This is a genomic window from Paraburkholderia lycopersici, from assembly GCF_900096975.1.
Classification (GTDB): domain Bacteria; phylum Pseudomonadota; class Gammaproteobacteria; order Burkholderiales; family Burkholderiaceae; genus Paraburkholderia; species Paraburkholderia lycopersici.
On record NZ_FMYQ01000019.1, the window covers coordinates 107671 to 133705 of the forward strand.

The window sequence follows — 26035 nt, forward strand, 5'->3', positions numbered from 1 at the left end:
GCGCGCGTCCACGCGCGTCGACCGTCACAAGGAAGCCCATGTCCGTAGCCCCGATCACGCTCGTTTGCCTCTCGCTCGCGACGCTGTTCGTCGCCGCTTTGCCCGTGTCGCTCTATCGCCGCCTGCGCGTGCCGTTTGCACTCGACTGGCGCGATACGATCGCGGGCGTCGCCGTCTTCGCATTCTTCGCGACCGTGCTCGAGCGCGCGCTCAACGACTACGTGCTCCACGGCAACGCCGCGGCCGCGCGGGTGATGGCGAATCCGGCATTCTTCGTGCTGTACGGCGCGCTCGCTGCGGGCGTCTGCGAGGAGGTCGGGCGCTACATCGCCTTGCGGCTCATCGAGCGCCGCGGCGCCCGCAAGCCCACTGCCCCCGCGGACGGCGCGGCGCTCGGCTACGGCATCGGGCATGCGGGCGCGGAGGCGTGGTTCGTCGGCGTGCTCGTGCAACTGCAATGGATCGTGTTCGCGGTGCTCGCGAACCGCGGCGATCTCGACGAGCATCTGTCCAATCTCACGCTGGATTCGGTGTTGCGCGTGCATCTGATACTCGCGAGCCTCTCGCCGCTTTTCGCGGGCGTGTTCGCGATCGAGCGCACGGCGGCGTTCGTGTTTCAGATCGCTTTCTCGGTGCTGATGTGGCGCGGCGTGCGGGCGGGATGGACGGGTATTTTGCCGCTCGCAATCGTGGTGCACGCGCTCATCGACGTGCCCGCCGCGATGTATCAGGCCGGTCTCGCGCCGCTCGCGGCGGTGGACGGTTTCTATGCGGTGGCGGCCGTCGTGGTCGCAATCGTGCTTTTCAGGACGTGCCGCCGCGAGCGGCGCGGCGTGAGCGTGGCTTGAGCACGCGCGTTTCATCACTCTTTTTCTGGCGTCAATGGAAGCCTATCTGTTTGAATGTGCGAGCCCCGAGTTCGACGAACTCGCCCGCGTGATCGCCGACATCTTTCCCGAGCAGACGCGCTTCGCCGAAGAACCCGGCGAGAACGGCGTGCCGCAACTGGTGGTGCACTGGGTCGCGATGCGCTTCGGCGCGAAGGCGCGCCGCATGGCGCTCACGATCGCGCTCGCGCCGGCCGCGCTCGCGCGCTATCGCGCGCTGCCGCCGCGGTTGCGCGGCCGCAGCTTCGCGGTGTTGCGGGCCTACGTGGAGGCGACGATCGAATCGCTCGAGGAACAGCACGCGAAGGGCGAAGACGTGCCGCGCGACGTGACGATCGCGCTCGACGAAGAATTTGCTTGATTTGCGTAATGCGATGAACGGACTGTCGCGTGTCTGACGCCCGCTTCGAGGCTCAGTCGGCGAGCCGATAGACCTTGGCGAAACGCGCGGCCTGCACGACGCCGTAGTCGCCGGGCGCATATTGCATGACCCAGTCGCCGGACACGCCGCTCAGGCGGTCGCCGCCAGCCGAGCGCACGAGCGTGAACGGTTCGTCCATGCGCTTTGCGAGCACCACGACCTGGCGGTTGCGATAAGCGCCTGCCTCGCCGTGGGCGAGGGCGGCACTGGCCGGCAGGTACTTCGCGTCGAAGCGATCGCGCGAGACCACCCAGCGATCGCCGGTCGAGCCCGTGACGATCGCGTCGCCTTGCGCGTAGCGGTTGGGGCCTTCCAGGCTCATCAGCTCGCCGGCTTGCGCCGCGAACTCGACGCTCACGGTTTCGTCCTTGACGACGCGCTGCGCAGCGGGATCGACGCGCAGGTCGAGTTGGGTCAATTCAATCATGGTGGCGGCAGCGGACCTGCCTCGCAAAAGTCGTGTTTCCAATGTAACGACGGCCGGGCGTGAGTGCCCGGCCGTCGCGCGGTCCGCAAGGGTACCCTGGATCGGGCCGCCGCGCACACATGGCAGTGCGGCGCGCGACTCGATCGACGGGTGTCGCGCCTTACTGCGCGGCCGGCGTGCTGGCCGGCGCGGCGTCGCTCGCAGCAGCGCCCGCGGACGGCTTCGCCTTGCCCTTGTGCTTCTTCGGATGCGCCGGCTTGCCCGCAGGCCCATGCTCGTGGCCATGGCGGAAGGTCTGGTCGGCGAGCGCCTTCTGTTCGGGCGAGAAGCTGTTGTAGAGCGGCTCGAACGCCGTGACGAGCTTCTGCATGTCGTCGGCATGCGCCTGCGAAATTTGCGCGTACTGCTTCATGTCGTCGAGCGCGTTGCGCGTGTTCTCGCTTTCGAGGCGCTGCTTGTAGAGATCGGCCATGGTCTGGCCGTTGCCGCGCATGACGTCGGCGAAAGTCTTCCACTGCGCTTCTTGCTCCGACGTGATCTTGAGCTGCGTATGCAGCCACGTGATGCGCTCCTCGACACGCTGCTGATGCTGCGCGGCGCGCACGTCGGCGCCTGACGCAGCTGTGGCCGCGGCGGTGGCGGCCGGCGCGGCGGTTTGCGCGAACGCGCCGCTCATCGAGAGCGTGACGGCAAGGATGGCGATGGCTTTCTTCATTGTGACTCCTCGAATCGTTGCGTAGCGGGTAGCACGGCCAGAACGGCTGCAACCGTTATTAGTACCACGTTATCGCGTCACGAAGCCCGCGCTGCGACACTTGCTTACAAACGAAACGCGTGGAAATACCCGTCGGGCATCGGTCGCGCCGCAAGCCAGCCGCCTGCGCGTGCGCCCCGGCGCTCCGTGCCGCGCGCGATAATGGCGGCGTCCCAACCCGCCATGACGATACCCGCCCGATGAGACCGCCGCGCCTCGATCAACTCGACGACCTCGACCGCAGCCTCGTCGCGCTGCTGCAGGAAAACGCCCGCGAGAGCGTCGCGAATCTCGCGCGAAGGCTGGGCGTTGCGCGCACCACGGTGCTCGCGCGCATCGCGCGCCTCGAGCGCACACAGGTGATCGCCGGCTACGGCGTGCGGCTCGGGCAGGACGTGCTCGATGCGAGCCTGCAGGCGTGGGTCGGCCTCATCATCGCGCCGCGCCACGGGCCTGATGTGCAAAAGCGCCTCGGCAAGATGCCAGAAGTGCAGTTGCTATGCGCGGTGAGCGGCGAGTACGACTACGTTGCCTGGCTGCGCGCCGATTCGCCCGATCGCCTCAACGACCTGCTCGACCAGATCGGCGGCATACCGGGCGTTGAGCGCACGACCACGTCCATCGTGCTCGCGCGCAAGGTCGATCGCGGCTCGGTGGCGGGCTGAACGCGGCCGAACCTGGCCGAATGCCGGGCCGGATTTCATAGAAATCGGGCGCTCTCGACATTTCGACGAAATCCATGGTCGAAATGACGAAATCCTTGGTCGAAGCGCATCATTTTGTGTCTATGATCCGGTTTTGCCTCTCCCTAGACTGTGCTTGAGCGGGCTCTGCCCATCCGCCGGCATAGAAAACCAAAGGAGATGACAAATGAAAGTTGCGATTGCAGGCGCCGGTTTGATCGGCCACACCATTGCCCACATGCTGCGTGAAAGCGGCGACTACGAAGTGGCAGCATTCGACCGCGATGCGAAGGCACTGGAGCCGCTCGCGGCGCAGGGCATTCCGACCGCGCGCGTCGATTCCGGCGACGCCGCCGCGCTGCGCGGCGCGCTCGACGGCTATGACGTGCTCGTCAACGCGCTGCCGTATTACCTGGCGGTGAATGTCGCTTCGGCGGCGAAGGGCGCGGGCGTCCATTACTTCGACCTCACCGAGGACGTACGCGCCACCCACGCGATCCGCGCACTGGCCGAGGGCGCCGATCACGCGTTCATGCCGCAATGCGGCCTCGCGCCCGGCTTCATCGGCATCGCCGCGCATGCGCTCGCGAGCCGTTTCACGGAAATCCGCGACGTCAAGATGCGTGTGGGCGCGCTGCCGCAATTCCCCACCAATGCGCTCAAGTACAACCTCACGTGGAGCGTGGACGGTCTCATCAACGAGTATTGCCAGCCGTGCGAGGCGATTCGCGAGGGCCGCACGCAGTGGGTGCAGCCGCTCGAAGGCCTCGAGCATTTTTCGCTCGACGGCGTCGAGTACGAGGCCTTCAATACGTCGGGCGGTCTGGGCACGCTGTGCGAGACGCTCTCGGGGAAAGTGGAGTCGCTCGATTACAAGTCGGTGCGCTATCCCGGCCATCGCGCGCTCATGCAGTTCCTGCTCGAAGACCTGCGTCTGTCCAGCGACCGCGACACGCTCAAGTCCATCATGCGCCGTTCGGTGCCGGCCACCGAGCAGGACGTCGTGCTCATTTTCATGACCGTCACCGGCATGCGTAACGGCCAGCTCGTACAGGAAGTGTTCACGCGCAAGATCTTCGCGAAGACGGTGTGCGGCGTGCCCATGAGCGCGATCCAGATCACCACTGCGGGCGCGATGTGCGCGGTGCTCGATCTGTTCCGCGAGAAGCATCTGCCGCAAGCCGGATTCGTGCGCCAGGAGCAGGTGCAGCTCCAGCAGTTCCTCGCGAACCGCTTCGGCCAGGTGTACGAAGGCGCGACGCTCGACAGCCGCGCGAAGGTCCCTGCCTGAGCGTTCACGCCGCCGAAGCCGGCTTGCCCGCCGCCACGATGCGTTGCAGCAGGGCGGCGTAGTCGGCCTCGGCGGGCGCGGTGTTGTCGAACAGGATGAGGCCTTCGAGCTGCGCGCCCGAAGGCATGAAGCGCCGCTGCCGGTATTCGTCCCAATGAGCGAGCTTGTAGGCGTCGATGGGGTGCGCGCGCGCGACGATGCGCGCGTGCGCCGTTTCCTCGCTCGTATGCACCCAGACCACGCTGAGCGCCACTTCGGGCCCCACGCCGAGCCAGGCGCGATCGAACAGCTTGCGATCGCGCACCTCGCGCGAAAGCGGGCCGACCACGAGCGCGCTCACGCCGAGCTCGAGATTCTCGCGCGCGGTGTCGATGAGCCCCTGGTACTCGGGGTCGCGCAGATGCCGCAGGAACAGCGGGCTGTCGCGGTCGTTCGGGTCCTGCGTGAGCGCCCCCATCGCCGCCGCGCTATAGCGGCCGTAAAGCGTGTCCTTGTCCAGCAGGCAGAATGGTTCGCCGGTCGCGTGCGCGAGCGGGGTGAAGAGCCGTTTGGCCAGCGACGTCTTGCCGGTACCGGCGTGGCCGCAGAAAAACACCAGATGCGTCACGGGCGGCGAGCCTCGCCGTCGCTACGCAGACCCTGCGGGAAGTGCCGCATCGCCGTCGTCTCCTCTTCGTGATGGTTACGCGCGCTGCCGCGCATTGCGCAAAGCATATAACATCGATCATCGTATGGCGCCCCTGTCTCCGCCGCGGGCGCGAACGGGCTCGAGGCCCGGAACGACGCGAAACAACGAGGGGAAAGCGCTCATGCCATTGCGCATGTTGACTGCGTGCATCGCCGCCATCGCCGCGGCGCTCGCGCTCGGCGGCTGCGCCGAGGAAGCCGCGCAGCCGGTGGCGTTCAAGACCGTGCCGGCGGAGCGCATCCTGAGGCCGGGCTATACGGAGCCGGGCGAGGGCCTCGTCGCGGTGGACGTGCGCCGCGAGCGAACGCGCAACGTCATCGTCAAATTTCGCGACGCGCCGGTCTACCTCGATGGCGAGCCGGTCACCGATCTCATGGACGGCGAGCACGTCACGTTCTATCTCAAGCCCGGCCTGCACCGCATCGGCGTGACGACACAGTTCGATCCCGTGGTGGAGCTTCGCTTCCTCGTAGACCCGCGCTACACGAACCGCGCGAGCGTCACCTTCGACAAGGATCATCGCATCGGCATCCGCCGCGTCGCGCAGTAGGCCGCCACGCGCTTGCGGCCGGCATGGCCGGTGCGTGCGCGCCGGTCCGGCAGGCGGGGCGCAATCGAACCGGAGGCAAACCGTAAGCGAATCCCACGGCAACCTCACCCGACGACGCTCGCGAACGGAACGCCTTAAACTTGGCAACCGGTGCAACTCGAAGCGGCGCGGGCGCGACCCGCCGCCGGAAAGAAAGGAAACATGCTCATCAACTGCGTCGCGTATCAAGGCGGCAAGAAACTGGCCGACGTCTCCGTCGAGGCCATCAGCGACTATCTGGCGAAGCCCGAATGCTTCGTCTGGGTGGCGCTCAAGGACCCCGACGCCGGCGAAATGGCGGCGATGAAGGAGGAGTTCGATCTGCACGAGCTCGCGATCGAAGACGTGATGAACGGCAACCAGCGGCCGAAGATCGAGGAATACGGCGACACGCTCTTCTGCGTGATGCATACGCTCGAACTCGACGACGACGGCGAAGTCATCGCGGGCCAGGTGAACGTGTTCGCCGGCCCCAATTTCGTGCTCTCGGTGCGCCACCGCGCGCAGCAGGGCTTCACCGACGTGCGCGCGCGCTGCGAGCGCGAGCCCGAGCTGCTGCGCGAAGGCTCGGGCTTCGTGCTCTATGCGCTCATGGACAGCGTGGTCGACCGCTATGCGCCGGTGCTCGAAACGCTCTCCAGCGAGATCGAGGAACTGGAGGACCGCATCTTCGAGAAGCACGACCTCGCGGGCTCCCGCGCGATCATCGAGGATCTCTATTCGCTCAAGCGCCGCCTCGTGATCATCGCGCATCACGTCACGCCGCTCGTCGATACCGTCGGCAAGCTCGTGGGCGGGCGCATTCCGCAGATCTGCATGGGCATGCAGGCCTATTACCGCGACGTCTACGATCACCTTCTGCGCGTGTCCAACATGATCGACGCGCGCCGCGAAATGATCGTCACGGCCATTCAGGTGAACCTCGGCATGATCTCGCTCGCGGAGAACGAGGTGACGAAGCGCCTCGGCTCGTTCGCCGCGCTCTTCGCCGTGCCGACCATGATTGCGGGTATCTACGGGATGAACTTCGAGCACATTCCGGAGCTACATTTCAGGTTTGGCTACCAGATCTGCCTTGGCGCGATGCTCGTCATCGACCTTTTCCTGTTTTTCCTGTTTCGCCGGATCAACTGGCTCTGAGGCGGCTTCGCGCTGCTGCGGCGCCGCATTGCCGCCCGGCGCGGGCCGGCACCATCGGCGCCATTGACATCGCGAAGCGCCCGCGCCGAGAATGGCCCGGCAGAAAAACGTTTGCGCATAACCAGAAAGCAGGGCCCGTCCGGGCCCGACAAACCGGAGACTCCGACAATGAACTCCCGCATTCGCCGCCGCATCCTCCTTTCCGCCACCGCGCTCGCCACGACCGCCGTCGCCGCCGCGTTTCCGCTCGCGGCCCACGCGCAGGCGGCCGGCCACAAACCGAAAGTCGCGCTCGTCATGAAGTCGCTCGCCAACGAATTCTTCCTCACCATGGAGACCGGCGCGAAGGACTATCAAAAGCACAACGCCGCCGAGTTCGATCTCATCACCAACGGCATCAAGAACGAGACCGACACCGCCGCGCAAATCCAGATCGTCGAGCAGATGATCGTCTCGAAGGTCGACGCCATCGTGCTCGCGCCGGCCGACTCGAAGGCGCTCGTGCCCGTCGTGAAGAAAGCCGTGGACGCCGGCATCATCGTCGTGAACATCGACAACCGGCTCGACCCCGACGTGCTCAAGTCCAAGGACCTGAACGTGCCGTTCGTCGGCCCGGACAACCGCAAGGGCGCGCGCCTCGTGGGCGACTATCTCGCCAAACGCCTCAAGTCGGGCGATCCGGTGGGCATCGTCGAGGGCGTCTCCACGACGACGAACGCGCAGCAGCGCACAGCGGGCTTCAAGGACGCCATGCAGGCCGTGGGCGCGAAGATCGTTTCGGTGCAGTCGGGCGAATGGGAAATCGACAAGGGCAATGCCGTGGCCGCCGCCATGCTCAACGAGTATCCGGACATCAAGGCGCTCCTGTGCGGCAACGACAACATGGCGATCGGCGCCGTGTCGGCCGTGCGCGCGGCGGGCAAGCAGGGCAAGGTGTACGTGGTCGGCTACGACAACATCGACGCCATCAAGCCGATGCTCAAGGACGGCCGCGTGCTCGCCACGGCCGACCAGTACGCGGCGAAGCAGGCGGTATTCGGCATCGACACGGCCTTGAAGGCGATCAGGGAGCACAAGAAGCAATCCGGGCTTTCGGGCATCGTCGAAACGCCCGTGGTGCTCGTCACGAAGTAAGCGGCGCCTGCTCCCGGGCGGCGTCTGCCGCACGGTCGCCGTTCGGCGCGACGGGCAGCCGCCGCGCCGCGGCGATATTTGTATGAGTAATTCAATAAACGCTCAAGAATCCCGCCGCGCCGCCGTTATTTGTACCGGGACGGCCGCATGGGCGGCCGTCTTTCGCCGGGCAGCCGATTGCTGCCGGCGACTGCCCGGCGCGCCGTTCGCTGCTCGCCCTACCGGGGCGTGCAGCGTCGGCGCGGACACGCAGCATCCGGGCGGCGCATGTGCCGGCGTATCCCCGGCCGCGCGGCTCGCGACTACAGGATCGTGATGGATGCAAATGCCCCCGACGTAGCGTCGTCTGCGCCCGCCGTGCTCACGGTCTCGGGCGTGGGCAAGACCTACGAGCAGCCGGTGCTCGCCGACGTCAGCCTCGCGCTGCACGCGGGCGAGGTGCTTGCGCTCACGGGAGAAAACGGCGCGGGCAAGAGCACGCTTTCGAAGATCGTGAGCGGCCTCACGGCGCCGGGCGCGGGCAGCATGCAGCTGATGGGGCGCCCCTATGCGCCGGCGAGCCGCCGCGAAGCGGAGGCGCTCGGCGTGCGCATGGTGATGCAGGAGCTGAACCTGCTGCCCACGCTCACCGTCGCCGAAAATCTTTTTCTGGACCGCCTGCCGCAGGCGGGGCCGCTGCGTCTGGGCTGGATCGATCGCAAGCGGCTGCGCGCGAATGCGCGTGCGGCGATGGCGCAGGTCGGGCTCGATGCGATCGATCCCGACACGCCGGTGGGCGAACTCGGCATCGGGCACCAGCAGCTCGTGGAGATCGCGCGCAGCCTGATCGGCAGCGCCGACGGCGCGGGCAGTGCCGGCGAAATGCGCGTGCTGATCCTCGACGAGCCCACGGCCATGCTCACGGGCCGCGAAGTCGAGTTGCTGTTCGAGCAGATCGCGCGGCTCAGGGCGCGCGGCGTGGCGCTCGTCTACATCTCGCACCGGCTCGAAGAACTCGAGCGCATCGCGCAGCGCGTCGCGGTGCTGCGCGACGGCAAGCTCGTGCGCGTGGACGCCATGGCGAACCTCACGCCGGAGCGCATTGTCGCGCTGATGGTGGGGCGCGAGCTCGGCGAGCGCATCGATCTGGGCCAGCGACGCATCGGCGCGCCGCTCCTGAAGGTCGAGGGCGTGACGCGGGCGAAGGCCGTGCGCGACGTGTCGTTCGACGTGCGCGCGGGCGAGATTTTCGGCATCTCGGGGCTGATCGGCGCGGGCAGAACAGAGCTCGTGCGGCTCATTTACGGCGCCGACCGCATGGAGCGCGGCGTCGTGGCGCTGGCGCGCGCGCCGGGCGCGGCGCCCGAGCCGGTGCAGATCGCCTCGCCCGCCGACGCGGTGCGTCTGGGCATCGCGCTCATCACCGAGGACCGCAAGGGCGAAGGGCTGCTGCTGCCGCAGCCGCTCGCCGCGAACGTGACGCTCGGCAACGTGGGCGCGGTCTCGCGCTACGGCGTGGTGGACGCGGCGCGCGAAAACGCGCTCGCGCGCACGCAGATCGACGGGCTGCGCATCCGCACGGCCGGGCCCGCGCAGCCCGTGGGCGAGCTCTCCGGCGGCAACCAGCAGAAAGTCGTGATCGGCCGCTGGCTCGCGCGCGACATCACGCATGCCATGCGCGTGGTGCTGTTCGACGAGCCGACGCGCGGCATCGACGTCGGTGCGAAATTCGACATCTACGCGCTGATGGGCGCCCTCGCGCGCGAGGGCCGCGCACTCGTGGTGGTGTCGAGCGACCTGCGCGAGCTGATGCTGATCTGCGACCGCATCGGCGTGATGTCGGCAGGGAAGATGACGGCCGTCTATGCGCGCGACGAATGGAGCCAGGACAAGCTGCTGGCCGCCGCGTTCGCGGGTCTGCGCGCAGAAGATGCGCTGCTCGCCGACGCGAGCGATCTGCCCGAGGCGGCGGGCGTGCCGCACGGTGCGGCCGCGAAGACGCAAAAAGGAAACGACGACCGACGAGGAAGCGCTCCATGAACGATCCGTTGCGCGAGCAACCGTCGCCCGAAGGGGAAGAAGGCGCTGGGCGAACCGGTTCGGCCCAACGCGCGCCCACGTTGGCTGCGCAGGCGGGCGGCAGACCGGCGGGCACGCGTTTTGGCCTCTCGAACTACCTGGGCCTCGCGCTCGCGCTGGTGGCGATGATCGCGCTGTTCTCGCTGCTGAGTTCGCATTTCCTCACGTACGATACGTTCAGCACGATCGCGAACCAGATTCCCGATCTCGTGGTGATGGCGGCGGGCATGACGTTTGTGCTCATCATCGCGGGGATCGATCTCTCGGTGGGTTCGGTGCTCGCGCTCGGCGCTTCGGTAGTGAGCGTGGCGTCGCTCAGGTGGGGCTGGGGCGCGCTGCCGGCGGCGCTGCTCGGGCTCCTCGCGGCAGCGGCCACGGGCACGCTCACCGGGGCCGTCACCGTGGGCTGGCGCATCCCGTCGTTCATCGTTTCGCTCGGCGTGCTCGAAGCGGCGCGCGGGCTTGCGTACCAGATGACGAATTCGCGCACCGCGTATATCGGCGACGCGTTCGATTTCCTCTCGAACCCGATTGCCTTCGGCATTTCGCCGGCTTTCCTGATCGCGGTTGCGGTCATGGTGATCGCGCAGCTCACGCTGACGCGCACGGTGTTCGGCCGGTATCTGGTGGGCATCGGCACCAACGAGGAAGCGGTGCGGTTGGCGGGCGTCGATCCGCGACCGTACAAGGTAATCGTGTTCGGGCTCATGGGCGCGCTTTCGGGGCTCGCGGCGCTCTTTCAGATCTCGCGTCTCGAAGCCGCCGATCCGAACGCGGGCGTGGGGCTCGAACTGCAGGTGATCGCGGCCGTGGTGATCGGCGGCACGAGCCTGATGGGCGGGCGCGGCTCGGTGATCAGTACGTTTTTCGGCGTGTTGATCATCTCGGTGCTGGCCGCCGGGCTCGCGCAGATCGGCGCGAACGAGCCCACCAAGCGCATCATCACCGGCGCGGTGATCGTCGTCGCGGTCGTGCTCGACACGTACCGCAGCAGGCGAGGCGGCAAGAGCAAGGCGTAACAAGCGAGGGCGCGGCCCGCAATGCAGCGCGGGCCGGGTAAATGACCGGGAATGCAACGCCTGACTATTCCAACAACGGGCGTGCTGGGAGCCGGCAGCAATATAAAGCGGGAAAAAAGCAGGAGCAACAGTAAATATGGCGACGATCAAGGATGTGGCCGCCGTGGCGGGGGTGTCTTTCACGACGGTGTCGCATGTGGTGAACAACTCGCGTCCGGTGTCGGCGGACGTGCGGGCCAAGGTCGAACGTGCGATCCGCGACCTGAACTACGTGCCGTCGGCCGTGGCGCGCTCGCTCAAGGCGCGCGCGACGGCGACCGTGGGGCTGCTCGTGCCGAACGGCACGAACCCGTACTTCGCCGAGCTCGCGCGCGGCGTCGAGGACGCCTGCGCGCGCAAGGGCTACTGCGTGTTCTTTTGCAATTCCGACGACGACCCGGCCAAGCAGCGCAACTACCTGCGCGTGCTGCAGGAAAAGCGCATCGACGGCCTCATCGTCGCGTCGGCCGGGGACGACGCCGTTCTCGCCGCGGCGCTCGCCGACGCCCGCGAGCCGATCGTCGTCATCGACCGCAATATCGAGGGGCTCGACGCCGATCTCGTGCAGATCGACCACGAGCGCGGCGCGTGGCTCGCCACGCGGCATCTGCTCGAACTCGGGCACTCGCGCATCGGCTGCATTACCGGCCCGGTGGCCACCGCGGTGAGCGCGATGCGTGTGCATGGCTTCCTGCGCGCGATGTCCGAGCGCGGCGTGGACATCGCGCCGGGCGCGATCGTCGAAAGCGATTTTTCGGGTGCGGGCGGTTACCGCGCGGCGGCGCATCTGTTCGACAGCGTGCGGCCGACCGCGATTTTCGCGGGCAACGACATGATGGGGATCGGCGCCTTGCGCGCCGCCGCGGAGCGCGGATTGCGCGTGCCGGCCGACTGCTCGATCATCGGCTTCGACGACATCGAGCTCGGCAATTTCACCTGGCCCGCGCTCTCGACGGTCGGCCAGCCGGCGCGTGCGCTCGGCGACATGGCGGCGCTCACGCTGATCGAGCGCATTACCAACGCGCGCTCGGACGGCACGAAGGCGCGTTGCCGCGTGATGTCGCCCACGCTCTTCGCCCGCGAATCGACGGGGCCGTGGATCGGGGCAGAGGACTTTGCGCCGCTCGCGGCCTGAGCCGCGGGTGGCCGCACCCAACCCAGGGAGGCATCGTTGACGACTGACGCAGCAAAGCCAGCCGGCGCGCGCGGGCGCGTCGCCGTGGTGGGCAGCCTGAACATGGACCTCGTCGCGCGTGCGCCGCGCCTGCCGAACCCCGGAGAAACGCTCGCGGGCAGCGCGTTCGCGCAGGTGGCGGGCGGCAAGGGCGGCAACCAGGCGGTGGCCGCCGCGCGCCTCGGCGCGCAGGTGGCGATGATCGGCCGCGTGGGCGCCGACAGCAACGGCGAAGTGCTGCGCGCGGGACTCGTTGCGGAGGGCATCGACTGCGAGGCGCTGGAAACGTCGTCGAGCGCGCCGAGCGGCGTGGCGTTGATCGTCGTCGACGACGCGAGCCAGAACGCCATCGTCATCGTGGCCGGCAGCAATGGCGAACTCACGCCGGAAACGCTCGCGCGCCACGAGGCGGTGCTCGCGCAGACCGATGTCGTGGTTTGCCAGCTCGAAACGCCTGCCGGCGCCGTGGCGGCCGCGCTGGCTGCCGCGCGGCGGCTCGGCAAGATCACCATCCTCAATCCGGCGCCCGCCGCCGGACCGCTGCCGCCGCAGTGGCTGCCGCTCATCGACTATCTCGTGCCGAATGAACTGGAGGCCGCCGCGCTCACCGGCCTGCCGGCCAGCACGCCCGAAGACGCCGCGCGCGCCGCGCTGGCGCTGCGCGAAGCGGGCGCGCGCAACGTGCTGGTGACGCTCGGCGCGCAGGGCGTGTGCGCGCTGCTCGACGGCGCCGCGCCCGCGCATCTTCCCGCGCCGCGCGTGAGCGCGGTGGACACCACGGCGGCCGGCGACACATTCATCGGCGCATTGGCGGCGCGCCTCGCCGCAGGCGAGCCCGCACTGGACGCGATCGCGCTCGCGCTGCGCGCGGCGTCGATTTCGGTTACCCGCGCGGGCGCCCAGCCCTCCATTCCCACGCTCGCCGAACTCGCAGGCTGACCGCCGCACCAGCCATCCGGTAGCCGGCCAGTGGTCGGTTATTTCCGGATGTTCTGAACGTGCCCCTTTAATACCTCATACCATAGGCAATTTCAAGACGGCGAAAGACCCTGCCGTTAACGCCCAATAGAGTCGCAGTCGAAACGGGGCTCAGCGTCGGACACACTAGACAATATTGGGGGAGTCATGGGCAAGGGCATCAGTATCAAGGCGCGCATCGGCATCACAATGGGTTTTCTGGCTGCGCTGATCGTCGCCATCAGTACGGTGGGGCTGATCGGTCTCACGCATTCGAACGACGCCTACCGGGAGACGTTCACCGACCAGATGCCCAGCTCGCATGCGGTCAATCTGGCAGAGATCTATGCCGCGCGCGAGCGGCTGGCGCTCGACCGCGCCGCGTTCGAGGCCGGCACGCCGGACGCCGCTGCCACGTTCGACCGCGCGCGCATGCTGCGCGGTGTGTCCGACGACTTCTGGAAGAAGTACATGGCGCTGCCGCGCGGCGCGGAGGAAGAACGCCTCGCGCAGGACGTTTCGGCACGCCGCGAGGCGCTCCACCAGACCGCGGACCAGTTCGTCGCCACCATTCAGTCGGGCGACCAGGCGAGGATCGTGGCGGGTGCCAAGGCGCTCAAGGAAGCCTACGACGGACTCTCGAAGGCGGATGCCGTGCTCGACAAGTTCCAGTTGACGCAGGCGCAGAAAGGCTACGACGACGCCCAGTCGGCATTCTCGCAACTGCGCATGGCGAGCATCGCCGCGTTGCTGGTCGGCATCGGTGCGGCCGCGTACTCGTTCTTCTCGCTGCGCCGCGCGATCTCTGAGCCGCTCGGCGAGGCGCTCGGCGCGTTCCAGGCCATCGCCGCCGGCGACCTGCGCCGGCCCGTGGTAGTGCGCCGCAACGACGAGATGGGCGAACTGCTTGGCGGCGTGGCGCGGATGCAGCGCAGCCTGACAGAGACGGTGCGCTCGGTGCGTTCGGGCACGGAATCGATCGCCACGGCCACGCGCGAAATCGCGGCCGGCAACGTCGATCTGTCCTCGCGCACCGAGGAGCAGGCCACGGCGCTCCAGCAGACCGCCTCGAGCATGGAGCAACTGACGGGCACCGTGAAGCAGAATGCCGACAACGCCCGCCAGGCCAGCGCGCTCGCGGCCAACGCCTCGGAAATCGCCAACAAGGGCAACTCGGTCGTCAACCAGGTAGTCGGCACGATGGGCGACATCAACGATAGCTCGGCGAAGATCGCCGACATCATCACGATCATCGAAGGCATTGCGTTCCAGACCAACATCCTCGCGCTCAATGCGGCCGTCGAAGCGGCGCGCGCGGGCGAGGAGGGGCGCGGCTTCGCCGTGGTGGCCGGCGAGGTGCGCAGCCTCGCGCAGCGCTCGTCGGCGGCGGCCAAGGAGATCAAGGGACTCATCGACACGTCGGTCGAGCGCGTGCAGGCGGGCTCCGCGCTCGTCGACGAGGCTGGCCGCACGATGACCGAGATCATCGGCGCGGTGCGGCGCGTGACCGACATCATGGGCGAGATCGCGGCGGCTTCGCAGGAACAGTCGGGCGGCATCGAGCAGGTCGCGCGCGCGGTCACGCAGATGGACGAAGTGACGCAGCAGAACGCCGCGCTCGTCGAGGAAGCGGCGGCTGCGGCGCAGTCGCTCGAGGACCAGTCCGCGCGCCTGCGCGAGGCGGTCGCGGTGTTCAGGGTCGAAGACGCGCCGGGCGCCGCGGCAAGGCCGCCGGAGCCGGCTGCTGCAAAGCGGGCGCCAGTCCGGCTTGCTGCCGCAGCACCGCATCCGGGCTCCGCATCTGCAGCGGCGCCCCGACGCGCGCCACGCGCCGTCGCCACGGCGCGCCAGCCGGCGGCCCGGCAGAAGCCGGTCGCGGCAGTCCTGGACGCAGCGCCGGCTGGCACCGCGTCGAGCGGCGACTGGGAAACCTTCTAGGCCGCTGCGAGCCCGTTCCAGCCGCAAGCGCGGCCCCCGCGATCCGATTCCCGGCGGGCGCGCGCGACGCTGCCGCGCGCGCCTGCGAGCCGTTACGGCCTTTTTTTGCATCCTCGGCCTCGGAGACCGGCCCCGCCATGCGCCATGCTCGCGCGGTTACGGTACATTGTCAGCCGTGTCATCTGCGCGGCCGGGTCGGCGCGCTACACTGCGGCGCTCGGCGGCGCGCGCTTTCTGGCATGTCCCGCGGGGCGTCGTTCCCGCGTACATGCGCGAGCGCTGGCCGCACGGGGTGGTGCCCGGGGACGGCATCCCCGCCGCACGGCGAGGGAAGGCGCGCAGCGCCATGCAGGACGGATTGAGCCGGCTTCGAGCGCCGGCTTCGCGTGACAGCACAAATAAGGAAACCGACATGACGCATGACGATCTCGCGCAACGTCTCGTGAATGCGCGCCGGCATCATCATCTGATCGACGCCCTGGAGCCCGAGCGCGTGCCGCCCGACGCGGCCACGGCTTATGCGATCCAGCAGGCGGTGCTCGCCGGGCTCGAGACGACCACCGGCGGCTGGAAGGTCGGCGCGCGCGCGCCGGGCGGCCCCGCTTCGGGCGCGCCGATCCCCGCGCCGCTCGTGTATGCGTCGCCCGCCCGCCTCGAGCGCCGCGCGTTCTTCCGCGTACTGGTGGAGCTGGAAATCGCCTTCCGCTTTTCGGAGCCGATCGCGCCGCGCGCCGAGGCTTACGCGCGCGACGAGGTGCTTGCTCGCGTCGGCGGGATTTTGCCGGCCATCGAAGTGGTCGACAGCCGTTTTGCGCAATGGCCCAACGTGGCGCCGCTCGCCCAGCTTGCCGATGCGCAGAACAACGGCGCGCTCGTGACGGGCCACGCGCTGCCATACCCGACGCTTGCCCGCTCGCTCGACTTCGTCGCGCCGGAGCTCGAACTGACGTTCGACGGCGCCTCGCTCGTGCCCGAGACGCCTGGCAATCCCGCGGGCGACCCGCGCGAACTGCTCGTCTGGTTCGTCAATCACTGCGCGGCGATGGGCATCACGATCGAGCCCGAGTGGACGATCACGACCGGCACCTACGTCGGCGCACACCGCATCGATACGCCGGGCCTCCTGCATGGCCACATCGACGGGCTCGGCGAAGTCGAGGTCGAATTCGTCTAAGGTCGCATCTGTCACATTTGTTGTAACGAACCTGCTGTCACGAGAGGCCGCCGGCGCGATGCCCGGCGGCTTTATTTTTTTGTACGCATCCCGGCAGCCATGGGTGCAAACTTGGCAACCTGTCATGCGGTGCGCCGTTTCATTCGAGTGCGTGTGTCGACTCGCTGGAGCGGGAAAACCACTACCGCCGGCAGGGGCTGTCGCAGACGCTCAGCGTGCGCGGAGGAATGCGCGGCAGGTCACCGACGCTAGCGAAGTCGACGCGTAAAACGGGAAAAAAATCGCATTGATGCGTGCTCACAACAACTGCGTTGCCGCACGGAACGCGAGGCCGCGCGCAAATCGTAACGAGCGTTTGTACACCGGCGTTGCGCTGATGCGTTTGATGAAGAAGCACTGCATACGCCGTAGCGCCGAAACCATGCGTACGGTGAGCAAAAAAACAGTCAAAACACTGTGTGACGACGACGCTGACGGCCGGCAGTTTGAGTCGCAGCAAGTGAGGGGAACGAGACCCGGTCTGAAATTTGCACCAGTGGGGAAAGTCATTGTAAGTCGATGTCCGGCGTCCCTCCAAGCGCTCAATTTTGCTTAGCTTTAGAGGGAACATCCGGCGCGATTTAACGGTGCGAAAAAATTCAAAAGGGTTTAGGATGAATTTGAGCGATGTCGTTTCCGAATAGCGCGCCGCGCACGACATCGGTCGCAGATCTCGGCGAGGAGGTAGCATGGATATCTACAGCAGCTTCGCGACCCGCTTCGAAAAAACGCGAGAGGAAGAGCTCTCGCTTGAGGAGTATCTCGCGCTCTGCAAGGAAGATCCCAATGCGTACGCCACGGCTGGCGAACGCATGCTGACGGCAATCGGCGAACCCGAACAGATCGACACCCGCAACGATCCGCGTCTGTCGCGCATCTTTGCGAACAAGGTCATCAAGGTGTATCCCGCATTCCGCGAGTTCTATGGCATGGAGGACGTGATCGAGCAGGTCGTCGCGTACTTCCGCCATGCGGCGCAAGGACTCGAAGAGAAGAAGCAGATTCTCTATCTGCTCGGTCCGGTGGGTGGCGGCAAGTCCTCCATCGCCGAGCGTCTGAAGCAGCTCATGGAGCGCGTGCCGTTCTATTCGATCAAGGGTTCGCCCGTGAACGAATCTCCGCTAGGGCTGTTCGACTACGACGAAGACGGCCCGATACTCGAAGAGCAATACGGCATACCGCGTCGTTATCTCAAGAGCATTCTGAGCCCGTGGGCGGTCAAGCGGCTGCATGAGTACAACGGTGACATCCGCAAGTTCCGCGTGGTGCGCCGTTATCCTTCCATCCTGCGCCAGATCGGCATCGCGAAAACCGAACCTGGCGACGAGAACAATCAGGACATCTCGTCGCTGGTCGGCAAGGTGGACATCCGCAAGCTCGAGCAATACGCCCAGGACGACGCAGACGCGTACAGCTACTCAGGCGGCCTGTGCCTCGCGAATCAGGGCCTGCTCGAATTCGTGGAAATGTTCAAGGCGCCGATCAAGGTGCTGCACCCGCTGCTCACGGCCACCCAGGAGGGCAATTTCAAGGGCACCGAAGGATTCGGCGCGATCCCGTTCAATGGCATCATTCTCGCGCACTCGAACGAATCGGAATGGAAGGCGTTCCGCAACAATCGCAACAACGAGGCGCTGCTCGATCGTATCTTCGTGGTGAAGGTGCCGTACTGCCTGCGCTACTCGGAAGAGATGAAGATCTACGAGAAGCTTTTGCGCAACTCGTCGCTTGCGGAGGCGGTGTGCGCGCCGGGCACGCTCAAGATGATGGCGCAGTTCTCCGTGCTCACGCGCCTGCAGGAGCCCGAGAACTCGAGCCTCTTTTCGAAGATGCAGGTGTACGACGGCGAAAATCTCAAGGACACCGATCCGAAAGCGAAGTCGTACCAGGAATACCGCGACTTCGCAGGCGTCGACGAAGGCATGAACGGGGTCTCCACGCGCTTCGCGTTCAAGATTCTCTCGCGCGTGTTCAACTTCGACTCGACCGAAGTGGCCGCGAATCCGGTGCACCTCATGTACGTGCTCGAACAGCAGATCGAGCGTGAGCAGTTCCCGCCGGAAACCGAGCAAAAGTATCTCTCGTTCGTGAAGGACGTGTTGGCGTCGCGTTACGCGGAGTTCATCGGCAAGGAGATTCAGACCGCCTACCTGGAATCGTATTCCGAATACGGGCAGAACATTTTCGACCGCTATGTCACGTATGCCGACTTCTGGATTCAGGACCAGGAATTCCGCGACCACGACACCGGCGAAAGCTTCGATCGCGCGGCGCTGAACGCCGAGCTCGAGAAGATCGAGAAGCCCGCGGGCATCAGCAATCCGAAAGACTTCCGCAACGAGATCGTCAACTTCGTGCTGCGCGCGCGCGCAGCCAACGCCGGCAAGAACCCGGCGTGGATCAGCTACGAAAAGCTGCGCGTGGTGATCGAGAAGAAGATGTTTTCGAACACGGAAGAACTTTTGCCGGTCATCTCGTTCAATGCGAAAGGATCGGCGGAAGAACAGCGCAAGCACGAAGACTTCGTCAACCGCATGGTGGCGAAGGGCTACACGCCGAAGCAGGTCCGGTTGCTCTGCGACTGGTATCTGCGGGTGCGCAAGTCGTCGTGAACGTAGAGGCTTTACCGTCCGAGTGCTCCGCCGCTGCAGTTTTGCGGCGGTGCAAAAGGACCTCCGGCGGGGCGCAGGCTGCGTGGCCATGAGCGGGTGAACGCGGCACGCATGATGGCAGACGCGGCAATGAACACTGCGCACCTCGCCCCTTCGCAACTGGAGCGGGAGACTGGATGTGCTTCATCAAATCATCGACCGCAGGCTAGCCGGCAAGAACAAGAGCATTGCTAACCGCGAGCGCTTTTTGCGCCGCGTGAAGAACTATATTCGTCACGCCGTCTCGGAAGCGGTGCGTGACCGCAGCATCAAGGACATACAGAGCAACCAGAGCATCACCATTCCGCGCAAGGACATCGCCGAGCCGTCGTTCCGGCACGGCCCAGGTGGCAAGCGCGAGATGGTTCACCCCGGCAACGAGGACTACGTGCGCGGCGACCGCATTCCGCGGCCGCAAGGCGGCGGGGGCGGCGGCGGCAGTCAGGCGAGCAACGAAGGCGAAGGTCAGGACGATTTCGTATTCGAACTCTCGCGCGAAGAATTCATGCAGTACTTCTTCGACGACCTCGAACTGCCGCGCCTCGTCAAGACCCATCTCATGGCGGTGCCCACATGGAAGAGCATCCGCGCGGGATGGGCTGCGGAGGGCACGCCGAACAACATCGACGTCGTACGGTCGCTGCGCAGCGCGCTGGGCCGGCGTATCGCGCTTGGGGCGCCGCTCGTCAACGAACTGCACGATCTCGAGGAACAGCTCGAAGCGCTCAAGGCCGACACGGCCGACCGGCGCCAGGAGATCGCGTTGCTCGAAGAACAGATTCATCATCTGCGCGGGCGCATCTGGCGCATTCCGTTCATCGACCCGTTCGACCTGCGCTATGTGAATCGCGTGAAGCAGCCGCAGCCTTCCAGCCAGGCCGTGATGTTCTGCCTGATGGATGTGTCGGGCTCGATGGACGAGCAGCGCAAGGACTTGTCCAAACGCTTCTTCATCCTCCTGTACCTGTTTCTCAAGCGCAACTACGAGAAAATCGAGGTGGTCTTCATTCGCCACCACACGCGCGCCGAGGAAGTGGACGAGGACACCTTCTTTCACTCAACCGAAAGCGGCGGCACGGTCGTGTCGAGCGCGCTGGAACTGATGAAAAAAGTGATCGAGGACCGTTATTCTCCGAGCGACTGGAACATCTACGGCGCGCAGGCATCGGACGGCGACAACTGGACAGACGATTCGCCCAAATGCCGCAAGATCCTCGCGGATGACATCCTGCCTCAGGTGCGTTATTTTGCGTATATTCAAGTGACGCCGGAGGAGCAGAACCTCTGGCTCGAATACGCGCAACTGGCGCTCACCGAACCGCATCTGGCGATGAAGAAAGTCGACACCGCGGCGGACATCTACCCGGTGTTCAGGGAGCTTTTCGAAAAGCAGGTGGAGCACTCATGACGACACGCCACCTGCACAATGAGGCGCGCGGCTATCAGCCCGAGCGCCGGAAGACGAGCGGCCACGAAAAAGGGCATCATGGCGAACACAAAGGCGAGCGCAAGCCCGACCATCGCAAAGACGCCGAAGCGCCCGGAACTGCCGCCGGGGCTGCTCGCAACAAGGAGCATGGGCTCGCCCAGCAAAGGGAAGTGCAAATGAACGTAGCCGACCGACGGCCGTTGCCGTGCCCATCTGACTGGACCTTCGAACTCATCGAGGAATACGACACCCATATTTCGCATGTTGCGGAGCAATACGAACTGGACGTCTATCCGATCCAGCTCGAATTGATCAGCGCCGAGCAGATGATGGACGCCTATGCGTCTGTCGGCATGCCGGTGAACTATCGCCACTGGTCGTTCGGCAAGCACTTTCTCTCGACCGAAAAGAGCTACCGTCGCGGCCAGATGGGTCTCGCATACGAAATCGTCATCAACTCGAATCCCTGCATTGCGTATCTCATGGAAGAGAACACCATGACGATGCAGGCGCTCGTGATCGCGCACGCCGCGTACGGGCACAACTCGTTCTTCAAGGGCAATTACCTGTTCCGTTTATGGACGGATGCGCACGCCATCATCGACTACCTCGTCTACGCGAAGAACTACATCGCCGAATGCGAGGAGCGTTATGGTATGGACCGCGTGGAGGAACTGCTCGACTCGTGCCACGCGCTCATGAACTACGGCGTGGACCGATACAAGCGTCCGCAGAAACTCTCGCTCGAACGCGAGGCGGCACTGCGCCGGGAACGCGAGGCTTATCTGCAATCCCAGGTAAATGAACTATGGCGCACGTTGCCCAAGCAGCAAACGCCCGTTGCCGAGGAAATCGACGAGCGCTTTCCGCCCGAGCCGCAGGAGAACCTGCTGTACTTCGCCGAAAAGAATGCGCCGCTGCTCGAGCCGTGGGAGCGCGAGGTGATTCGCATCGTGCGCAAGATCGGCCAGTACTTTTATCCGCAGCGGCAAACCCAGGTCATGAACGAAGGCTGGGCCACGTTCTGGCATTACACGCTGCTCAACACGCTCTATACGCAGGGCAAGCTCGAAGACGGCTTCATGATGGAGTTCCTGCACTCGCACAGCAACGTGATCTATCAGCCGCCGGTGACGAAGCCGTATTACAGCGGCATCAATCCGTATGCGCTCGGGTTTTCGATGATGAGCGACATTCGCCGCATCTGCGAGAACCCCACGGACGAGGACCGCAAGTGGTTCCCCGAACTGGCCGGCAGTCCGTGGCTCAAGGCGCTGCACTATGCGATGCGCAACTTCAAGGACGAGAGCTTCATCGCGCAATATCTGTCGCCGCATCTGATTCGCGAAATGCGGCTCTTCTCGGTGCTCGACGACGACATGCGCGACGCGCTCGAAGTCTCGGCCATTCACGACGAAAGCGGCTACCAGTACGTGCGCCAGGCGCTTTCGCGCCAGTACGACATGCATCATCGCGAGCCCAACATTCAGGTGTGGTCGGTGAACACGCGCGGCGACCGCAGCCTCACGCTGCGCCACTTCATGAGCGACAACCGCCATCTTTCGGGCGATACCGACGAAGTGCTGCGCCACATGGCGCGCCTGTGGCAGTTCGACGTATTCCTGGAAAGCGTCGATGAGAACGGCACAGTCAGAAAGCGCTACGAATGTCGCTATGTGCCTCCGCCGGTGCGGGTTTAGTCGGCTCGCTGCATCAAGCGAAACAGCGTATAAGTCATGAGGCCAGCCTGCGGGCTGGCCTCTTTCATTGATGCGCATGCATCGATACTGCAACCCGATATATGCCGTAACGCCCACGCGCGCTAACATACTGCGCCAGTGAACCGGCAGCAAAAGCACCGCACATAGATGCGGATTCGAAAAGGATGGCGTAATGGCGTTTGAATTCTTTCGCGGCGCGCGGCCGCTTTCGCGCACCTCGGCTTTGCGCGACGCGCTGGCCGGCGTGCAGCTCGCATCGATGAACGTGCCGCAACTGCTCGGCTATGCACGCATCGCGGGGATGCCTGCCGTCACCGGCCTCTACACGGGCTTTTTGCCGCTCGTTGCGTTCGCGCTCTTCGGCGCGTCGCGCCATCTCGTGGTCGCTGCCGACTCGGCCACGGCTACGATCTTCGCGAGCCGCCTCACGACCATGGCCGCGCCGTCGAGCGCCGAGTACGTCGCGCTCGCGGGCATGACGGCCCTGCTGACCGCGGTGCTGCTGCTGATCGCGCGCGTGTTTCGCCTCGGCTTTCTCGCGGACTTTCTTTCCCGCACCGTGCTCGCGGGCTTTCTCACGGGAGTGGGCGTGCAGGTGGGCGTGGCCATGCTCGGCGACATGCTCGGCATTACCGTCGATTCGCGCCGCACGGTGCTGCAAGTCAAGCAGATCGTCATGCAGTTGCCCGCCATCCACTGGCCGACGTTCGCGATTGCGGTGGCCGTCGTCGCCGCCATTCTGATCTTCAAGCAGGTCCGGCCGCGTTGGCCCGTGCCGCTCGTCGCCGTGGCGGGCAGCATCGCCGCGAGCGCCGCGTTCAACTTCGCCGGCCACGGCATTTCGGTGATCGGCCCCGTCGAAGGAGGGCTGCCGCGCGTGAGCTTTCCCGCCGTCGGCTGGTTTCAGATGATCGACTTGCTGCAGGTGGCGGCGTCGTGCTTCGTCATCATCGTCGCGCAGAGCGCGGCCACGAGCCGCGCGTTCGCCGAGCGTTACGGCGAGCGCACCGACGAGGACGCCAACCTCCTGGGCCTTGCGGCGGCGAACGCCGCGGCCTCGATGAGCGGCGCCTTCGTCGTGAACGGCAGCCTCACGCAAACCGCCATGGCCGATCAGGCCGGCGCGCGCAGCCAGTTCGCGCAACTCGTGTTCGCCGGCGTGGTGCTGATCGTGCTGCTCTTCTTCAGCCGCCTGCTGCAATACTTGCCGCACTGCGTCCTCGCCGCGATCGTCTTCACGATTGCCGTGGGACTCGTGAACGTTCGCCAGATGATCGACATTCGCCGCGAAAGTCCCGGCGAATTCCGGCTCGCGGTGACGACGGCGCTGGCCGTGGTCGTGATCGGCGTGGAGAACGGCATTCTGATCGCAATGGGCCTTTCGCTGCTGCGCCACGTGCGCCATAGCTATCGTCCGCACACCATGGTGCTCGTGCCGAACGAGGGCGGGAACTGGCTGCCCGAGCCCGCGCAGCCAGGGCAGGTCACGGCGCCAGGGCTGATCGTCTATCGCTTCGGCGCGGATCTGTTCTACGCGAACGATCATCTGTTCGTCGACGAGCTTAGAGCGTTGATCGACGCCGCGCCGTCGCCCGTGCATTGCGTCGTCGTGGATGCGTCGGCGATCACCGATCTCGACTATTCCGCGGGCCGCGCCGTGATCGACCTCTGCGCCGCGCTTGCGGAGCGGGGCGTGAAGGTGATTTTCGGGCGCGTGACCCGCTATCTGCTGTCGGACATGGACCGGCACGGCATCACTCCCGTGGTCGGCGAGGCGAACATCTTTCCGAGCTTGCACGAGGCGCTCGCGGCGGTGCGGCCTGATCTGGAATCGCCCCCGGATGCCTGATGAACGCGTAGCTGCAATCCATGCGCGGTCCCACCAAGCCGGTTATCGCAAACGCAGGAACTACTGAAAAACGTCCAGAAAAACCCTGATCGGGCGCAGTGAAAGGCCAGGAGCAGGCATGGGCAATCTCGCCAACGTTTCGGTTCGGCTTCGCGGGCGATATCGGGCAACGGCCCGGTGTCGGCGGAGGCGGCCGCGCGCGTGCAGGCTGCGATCGAGCAGCTCAATTTCCGGCCTTCGTCGATCGGACGGGCGATGGCCACGAAGCAGCTCGGCATCATCGGCATTTTCGTCCCCACCTTTTTCGGTTCGTACTACGGCACCATCCTGAAGGAAACCGATGCGCAACTGCGCGCCGTGCGGCGTCACTTGGTCGTGGCGACCGGCTGCGGCGAGGCCTCGCCACGCGAACAGGCCATCGAGGCCGTGCGCTTCCTGATTGGCCGCGATTGCGACGGCGTGGTGGTCATCAGCCACAATCTCTACGACGACGACCTGCGGATGCTGCACGCCATGCACCCGCGCATGGCCTTCCTGAATCGTTCATTCGATCAGTTACCCGAAGCATCGTTCTGCGCAGATCACTTTCACGGCGGCGAGATCGCCGCCCGCACGCTCATCGAACACGGCCATCGCGATCTTGCGGTGATCGGCGGACCTTCCACTTCGTCGGACAATGCAGCGCGTCTGCATGGTTTTTTCGAGGAGCTGGCACGCCATGGCATCGAGCGCAAAACGGTGCCTCACATCGTTTCGGATTTCTCGCCAGAGGGCGGCTATCTGGCGGCCGGCGCGCTGATCGAGAGGAAACACCGCTTCACCGGGCTCTTCTGCGCAAACGACACGATGGCCATGAGCGCGCAATCCCGCCTGCAACAGGCGGGATTGCGCGTGCCCGAGGACGTCTCGGTGATCGGCTACGACGACGATTATTCTGCGGCCTACATGGCGCCCGCGCTGACCTCGGTGCACATTCCAACCGCCGAGCTCACGCGCAACGCGGTACGCTGGCTCATCAACCAATGCTACGGCACGCAGTGGTCAATCGAGCGGACGCTCCCGGTGAGCGTGACGATGCGCGATTCGGTGGCGCGGGCGAAACGACAAACGAGGTGAGCCGAGCGGCGGGTGCGCGAAACACGGGCGATATCGCGTAAAATCGGACTCGTTTCCCGTTCCCGCCATTCCCCCTCATGCCCGCGCAAGATCCGGCCGGTACTGTCAAGAAGGAAGAGGGCGTCGCAGTCATCGACCGCGCTTGCGCCATCCTGTTCGCCTTTCGCCCCGGAGACGGCGCGCTCACGCTCGCCGAGCTTGCGTCGCGCACCGGCCTCTACAAGAGCACGCTTTTGCGGCTGGCCGGCGCGCTGATACAGCATCGCCTGCTGCTGCGGCTCGACGACGGACGCTACCAGCTTGGTCCCGCCACGTTCGCGCTAGGCGCGCTCTATCAACGCAGCCTCAATCTCGGCGATATCCTGCTGCCGCTCATGCGCGAACTGGCCGCCGCGAGCGGGGAGAGCGTTTCGTTCTACGTGCGCGACAATGCCGTGCGCGTTTGTCTGCATCGTGTCGATTCACATCACGTGGTGCGCCATCATGTGCGCGAGGGCGACGTCTTGCCGCTCGAAAGCGGTTCGGGCGGACGGGCGCTGCTAGCGTTCAGCGGCGAGCCGGGCGAGCCGTTCGAGGCCATTCGGCAGCGTTTTTACTGCATATCGATTGGCGAGCGTGAGCGCGAGACGGCGGGCGTTTCGATGCCCGTGTTCGGCGTTCACGATACGCTGCGCGGCGTGCTCACGCTCGCGGGCCCGAGCTCGCGCATCGATGGGGCGTTCGTCGAGCGCCATCTCGACGCGCTGTTCGATTGCGCCGTGCGCGCGACCGACGCGCTCGGCGGCGACTCGCGCGCGCTGCGCGCCGCACAACGCACGCACGCGCGGCAGGATGCCTGAGCCCACGCGGGCTTTCTG

The 26035-nt window shown here is 65.8% G+C and carries 22 protein-coding genes; 19 read left to right on the forward strand and 3 right to left on the reverse strand.

Annotated elements, in window-relative coordinates:
- The first annotated feature begins 38 nt into the window (after positions 1–38).
- Positions 39–848 carry a YhfC family intramembrane metalloprotease gene (locus BLU17_RS20180; RefSeq protein WP_092000266.1) on the forward strand — a complete coding sequence of 270 codons (810 nt, stop codon included), beginning with the start codon at positions 39–41 and terminating at the stop codon, positions 846–848.
- Positions 849–882: 34 nt separating this feature from the next.
- On the forward strand, positions 883–1248 hold the full coding sequence (locus BLU17_RS20185) for a DUF3022 domain-containing protein (RefSeq protein ID WP_092000269.1): 366 nt from the start codon (positions 883–885) through the stop codon (positions 1246–1248).
- A gap of 52 nt (positions 1249–1300) precedes the next feature.
- Here the strand turns inward: BLU17_RS20185 and BLU17_RS20190 are convergent, their stop codons facing one another.
- Both BLU17_RS20190 and BLU17_RS20195 read right to left on the reverse strand, forming a co-directional pair.
- Positions 1301–1735 (reverse strand): PGDYG domain-containing protein, encoded by a 435-nt coding sequence (locus tag BLU17_RS20190; RefSeq protein WP_092000272.1) that lies wholly within the window; start codon positions 1733–1735, stop codon positions 1301–1303.
- Positions 1736–1895: 160 nt separating this feature from the next.
- Positions 1896–2450 (reverse strand): Spy/CpxP family protein refolding chaperone, encoded by a 555-nt coding sequence (locus tag BLU17_RS20195; RefSeq protein ID WP_092000275.1) that lies wholly within the window; start codon positions 2448–2450, stop codon positions 1896–1898.
- A gap of 239 nt (positions 2451–2689) precedes the next feature.
- Here BLU17_RS20195 and BLU17_RS20200 point away from each other — a divergent pair, with 239 nt between their 5' ends.
- On the forward strand, positions 2690–3154 hold the full coding sequence (locus BLU17_RS20200; RefSeq protein ID WP_092000278.1) for an Lrp/AsnC family transcriptional regulator: 465 nt from the start codon (positions 2690–2692) through the stop codon (positions 3152–3154).
- Between the two features lie 205 nt (positions 3155–3359).
- Positions 3360–4463, forward strand: a complete 1104-nt coding sequence (locus BLU17_RS20205; RefSeq protein ID WP_092000281.1) for a saccharopine dehydrogenase family protein — start codon at positions 3360–3362, stop codon at positions 4461–4463.
- Between the two features lie 4 nt (positions 4464–4467).
- Here BLU17_RS20205 and BLU17_RS20210 read toward each other — a convergent pair whose 3' ends face one another.
- A complete protein-coding gene (locus BLU17_RS20210; RefSeq protein WP_092000284.1) occupies positions 4468–5070 on the reverse strand; it encodes a P-loop nucleotide/nucleoside kinase family protein in 603 nt (200 codons plus the stop codon).
- Positions 5071–5272: 202 nt separating this feature from the next.
- Here BLU17_RS20210 and BLU17_RS20215 point away from each other — a divergent pair, with 202 nt between their 5' ends.
- The 15 genes from BLU17_RS20215 (at position 5273) to BLU17_RS20285 (ending at position 26017) form a co-directional block, all read left to right on the forward strand.
- Complete coding sequence (locus BLU17_RS20215) at positions 5273–5701, forward strand: hypothetical protein (protein ID WP_092000287.1); 429 nt, start codon at positions 5273–5275, stop codon at positions 5699–5701.
- A 201-nt stretch (positions 5702–5902) separates the two neighbouring features.
- Positions 5903–6880: a magnesium/cobalt transporter CorA gene (corA, locus tag BLU17_RS20220; RefSeq protein WP_092000290.1), complete on the forward strand. Its 978-nt coding sequence runs from the start codon at positions 5903–5905 to the stop codon at positions 6878–6880.
- Between the two features lie 168 nt (positions 6881–7048).
- Positions 7049–8014 carry a sugar ABC transporter substrate-binding protein gene (locus BLU17_RS20225; protein WP_092000293.1) on the forward strand — a complete coding sequence of 322 codons (966 nt, stop codon included), beginning with the start codon at positions 7049–7051 and terminating at the stop codon, positions 8012–8014.
- 315 nt (positions 8015–8329) lie between these two features.
- Positions 8330–10033: a sugar ABC transporter ATP-binding protein gene (locus BLU17_RS20230; RefSeq protein WP_092000296.1), complete on the forward strand. Its 1704-nt coding sequence runs from the start codon at positions 8330–8332 to the stop codon at positions 10031–10033.
- Positions 10030–11091 (forward strand): ABC transporter permease, encoded by a 1062-nt coding sequence (locus tag BLU17_RS20235; protein WP_092000300.1) that lies wholly within the window; start codon positions 10030–10032, stop codon positions 11089–11091. The genes BLU17_RS20230 and BLU17_RS20235 overlap by 4 nt, the downstream gene beginning before the upstream one ends.
- 136 nt (positions 11092–11227) lie before the next feature.
- Positions 11228–12265 carry a LacI family DNA-binding transcriptional regulator gene (locus BLU17_RS20240; protein WP_092000303.1) on the forward strand — a complete coding sequence of 346 codons (1038 nt, stop codon included), beginning with the start codon at positions 11228–11230 and terminating at the stop codon, positions 12263–12265.
- 36 nt (positions 12266–12301) lie between these two features.
- Positions 12302–13243 carry a ribokinase gene (gene rbsK / locus BLU17_RS20245; RefSeq protein WP_092000306.1) on the forward strand — a complete coding sequence of 314 codons (942 nt, stop codon included), beginning with the start codon at positions 12302–12304 and terminating at the stop codon, positions 13241–13243.
- Positions 13244–13429: 186 nt separating this feature from the next.
- The gene (locus BLU17_RS20250; protein ID WP_092000309.1) at positions 13430–15199 is read left to right on the forward strand and encodes a methyl-accepting chemotaxis protein; all 1770 of its coding nucleotides are present in this window, start codon (positions 13430–13432) and stop codon (positions 15197–15199) included.
- Between the two features lie 412 nt (positions 15200–15611).
- Entirely contained in the window at positions 15612–16373 is a 762-nt protein-coding gene (locus BLU17_RS20255) for a 2-keto-4-pentenoate hydratase (RefSeq protein ID WP_092000312.1), read from the forward strand.
- Between the two features lie 728 nt (positions 16374–17101).
- Positions 17102–19024, forward strand: coding sequence for a PrkA family serine protein kinase (locus BLU17_RS20260; RefSeq protein WP_092000315.1), 1923 nt, complete (start codon positions 17102–17104; stop codon positions 19022–19024).
- Positions 19025–19202: 178 nt separating this feature from the next.
- A complete protein-coding gene (locus BLU17_RS20265; RefSeq protein ID WP_092000318.1) occupies positions 19203–20471 on the forward strand; it encodes a YeaH/YhbH family protein in 1269 nt (422 codons plus the stop codon).
- Entirely contained in the window at positions 20468–22192 is a 1725-nt protein-coding gene (locus BLU17_RS20270) for a SpoVR family protein (RefSeq protein ID WP_092000321.1), read from the forward strand. The genes BLU17_RS20265 and BLU17_RS20270 overlap by 4 nt, the downstream gene beginning before the upstream one ends.
- 193 nt (positions 22193–22385) lie before the next feature.
- Entirely contained in the window at positions 22386–24062 is a 1677-nt protein-coding gene (locus BLU17_RS20275; protein ID WP_092000325.1) for a SulP family inorganic anion transporter, read from the forward strand.
- Positions 24063–24263: 201 nt separating this feature from the next.
- Positions 24264–25178: a substrate-binding domain-containing protein gene (locus tag BLU17_RS20280; protein WP_342713840.1), complete on the forward strand. Its 915-nt coding sequence runs from the start codon at positions 24264–24266 to the stop codon at positions 25176–25178.
- A 77-nt stretch (positions 25179–25255) separates the two neighbouring features.
- Positions 25256–26017 carry an IclR family transcriptional regulator gene (locus BLU17_RS20285; RefSeq protein WP_092000331.1) on the forward strand — a complete coding sequence of 254 codons (762 nt, stop codon included), beginning with the start codon at positions 25256–25258 and terminating at the stop codon, positions 26015–26017.
- Positions 26018–26035: the final 18 nt, after the last annotated feature.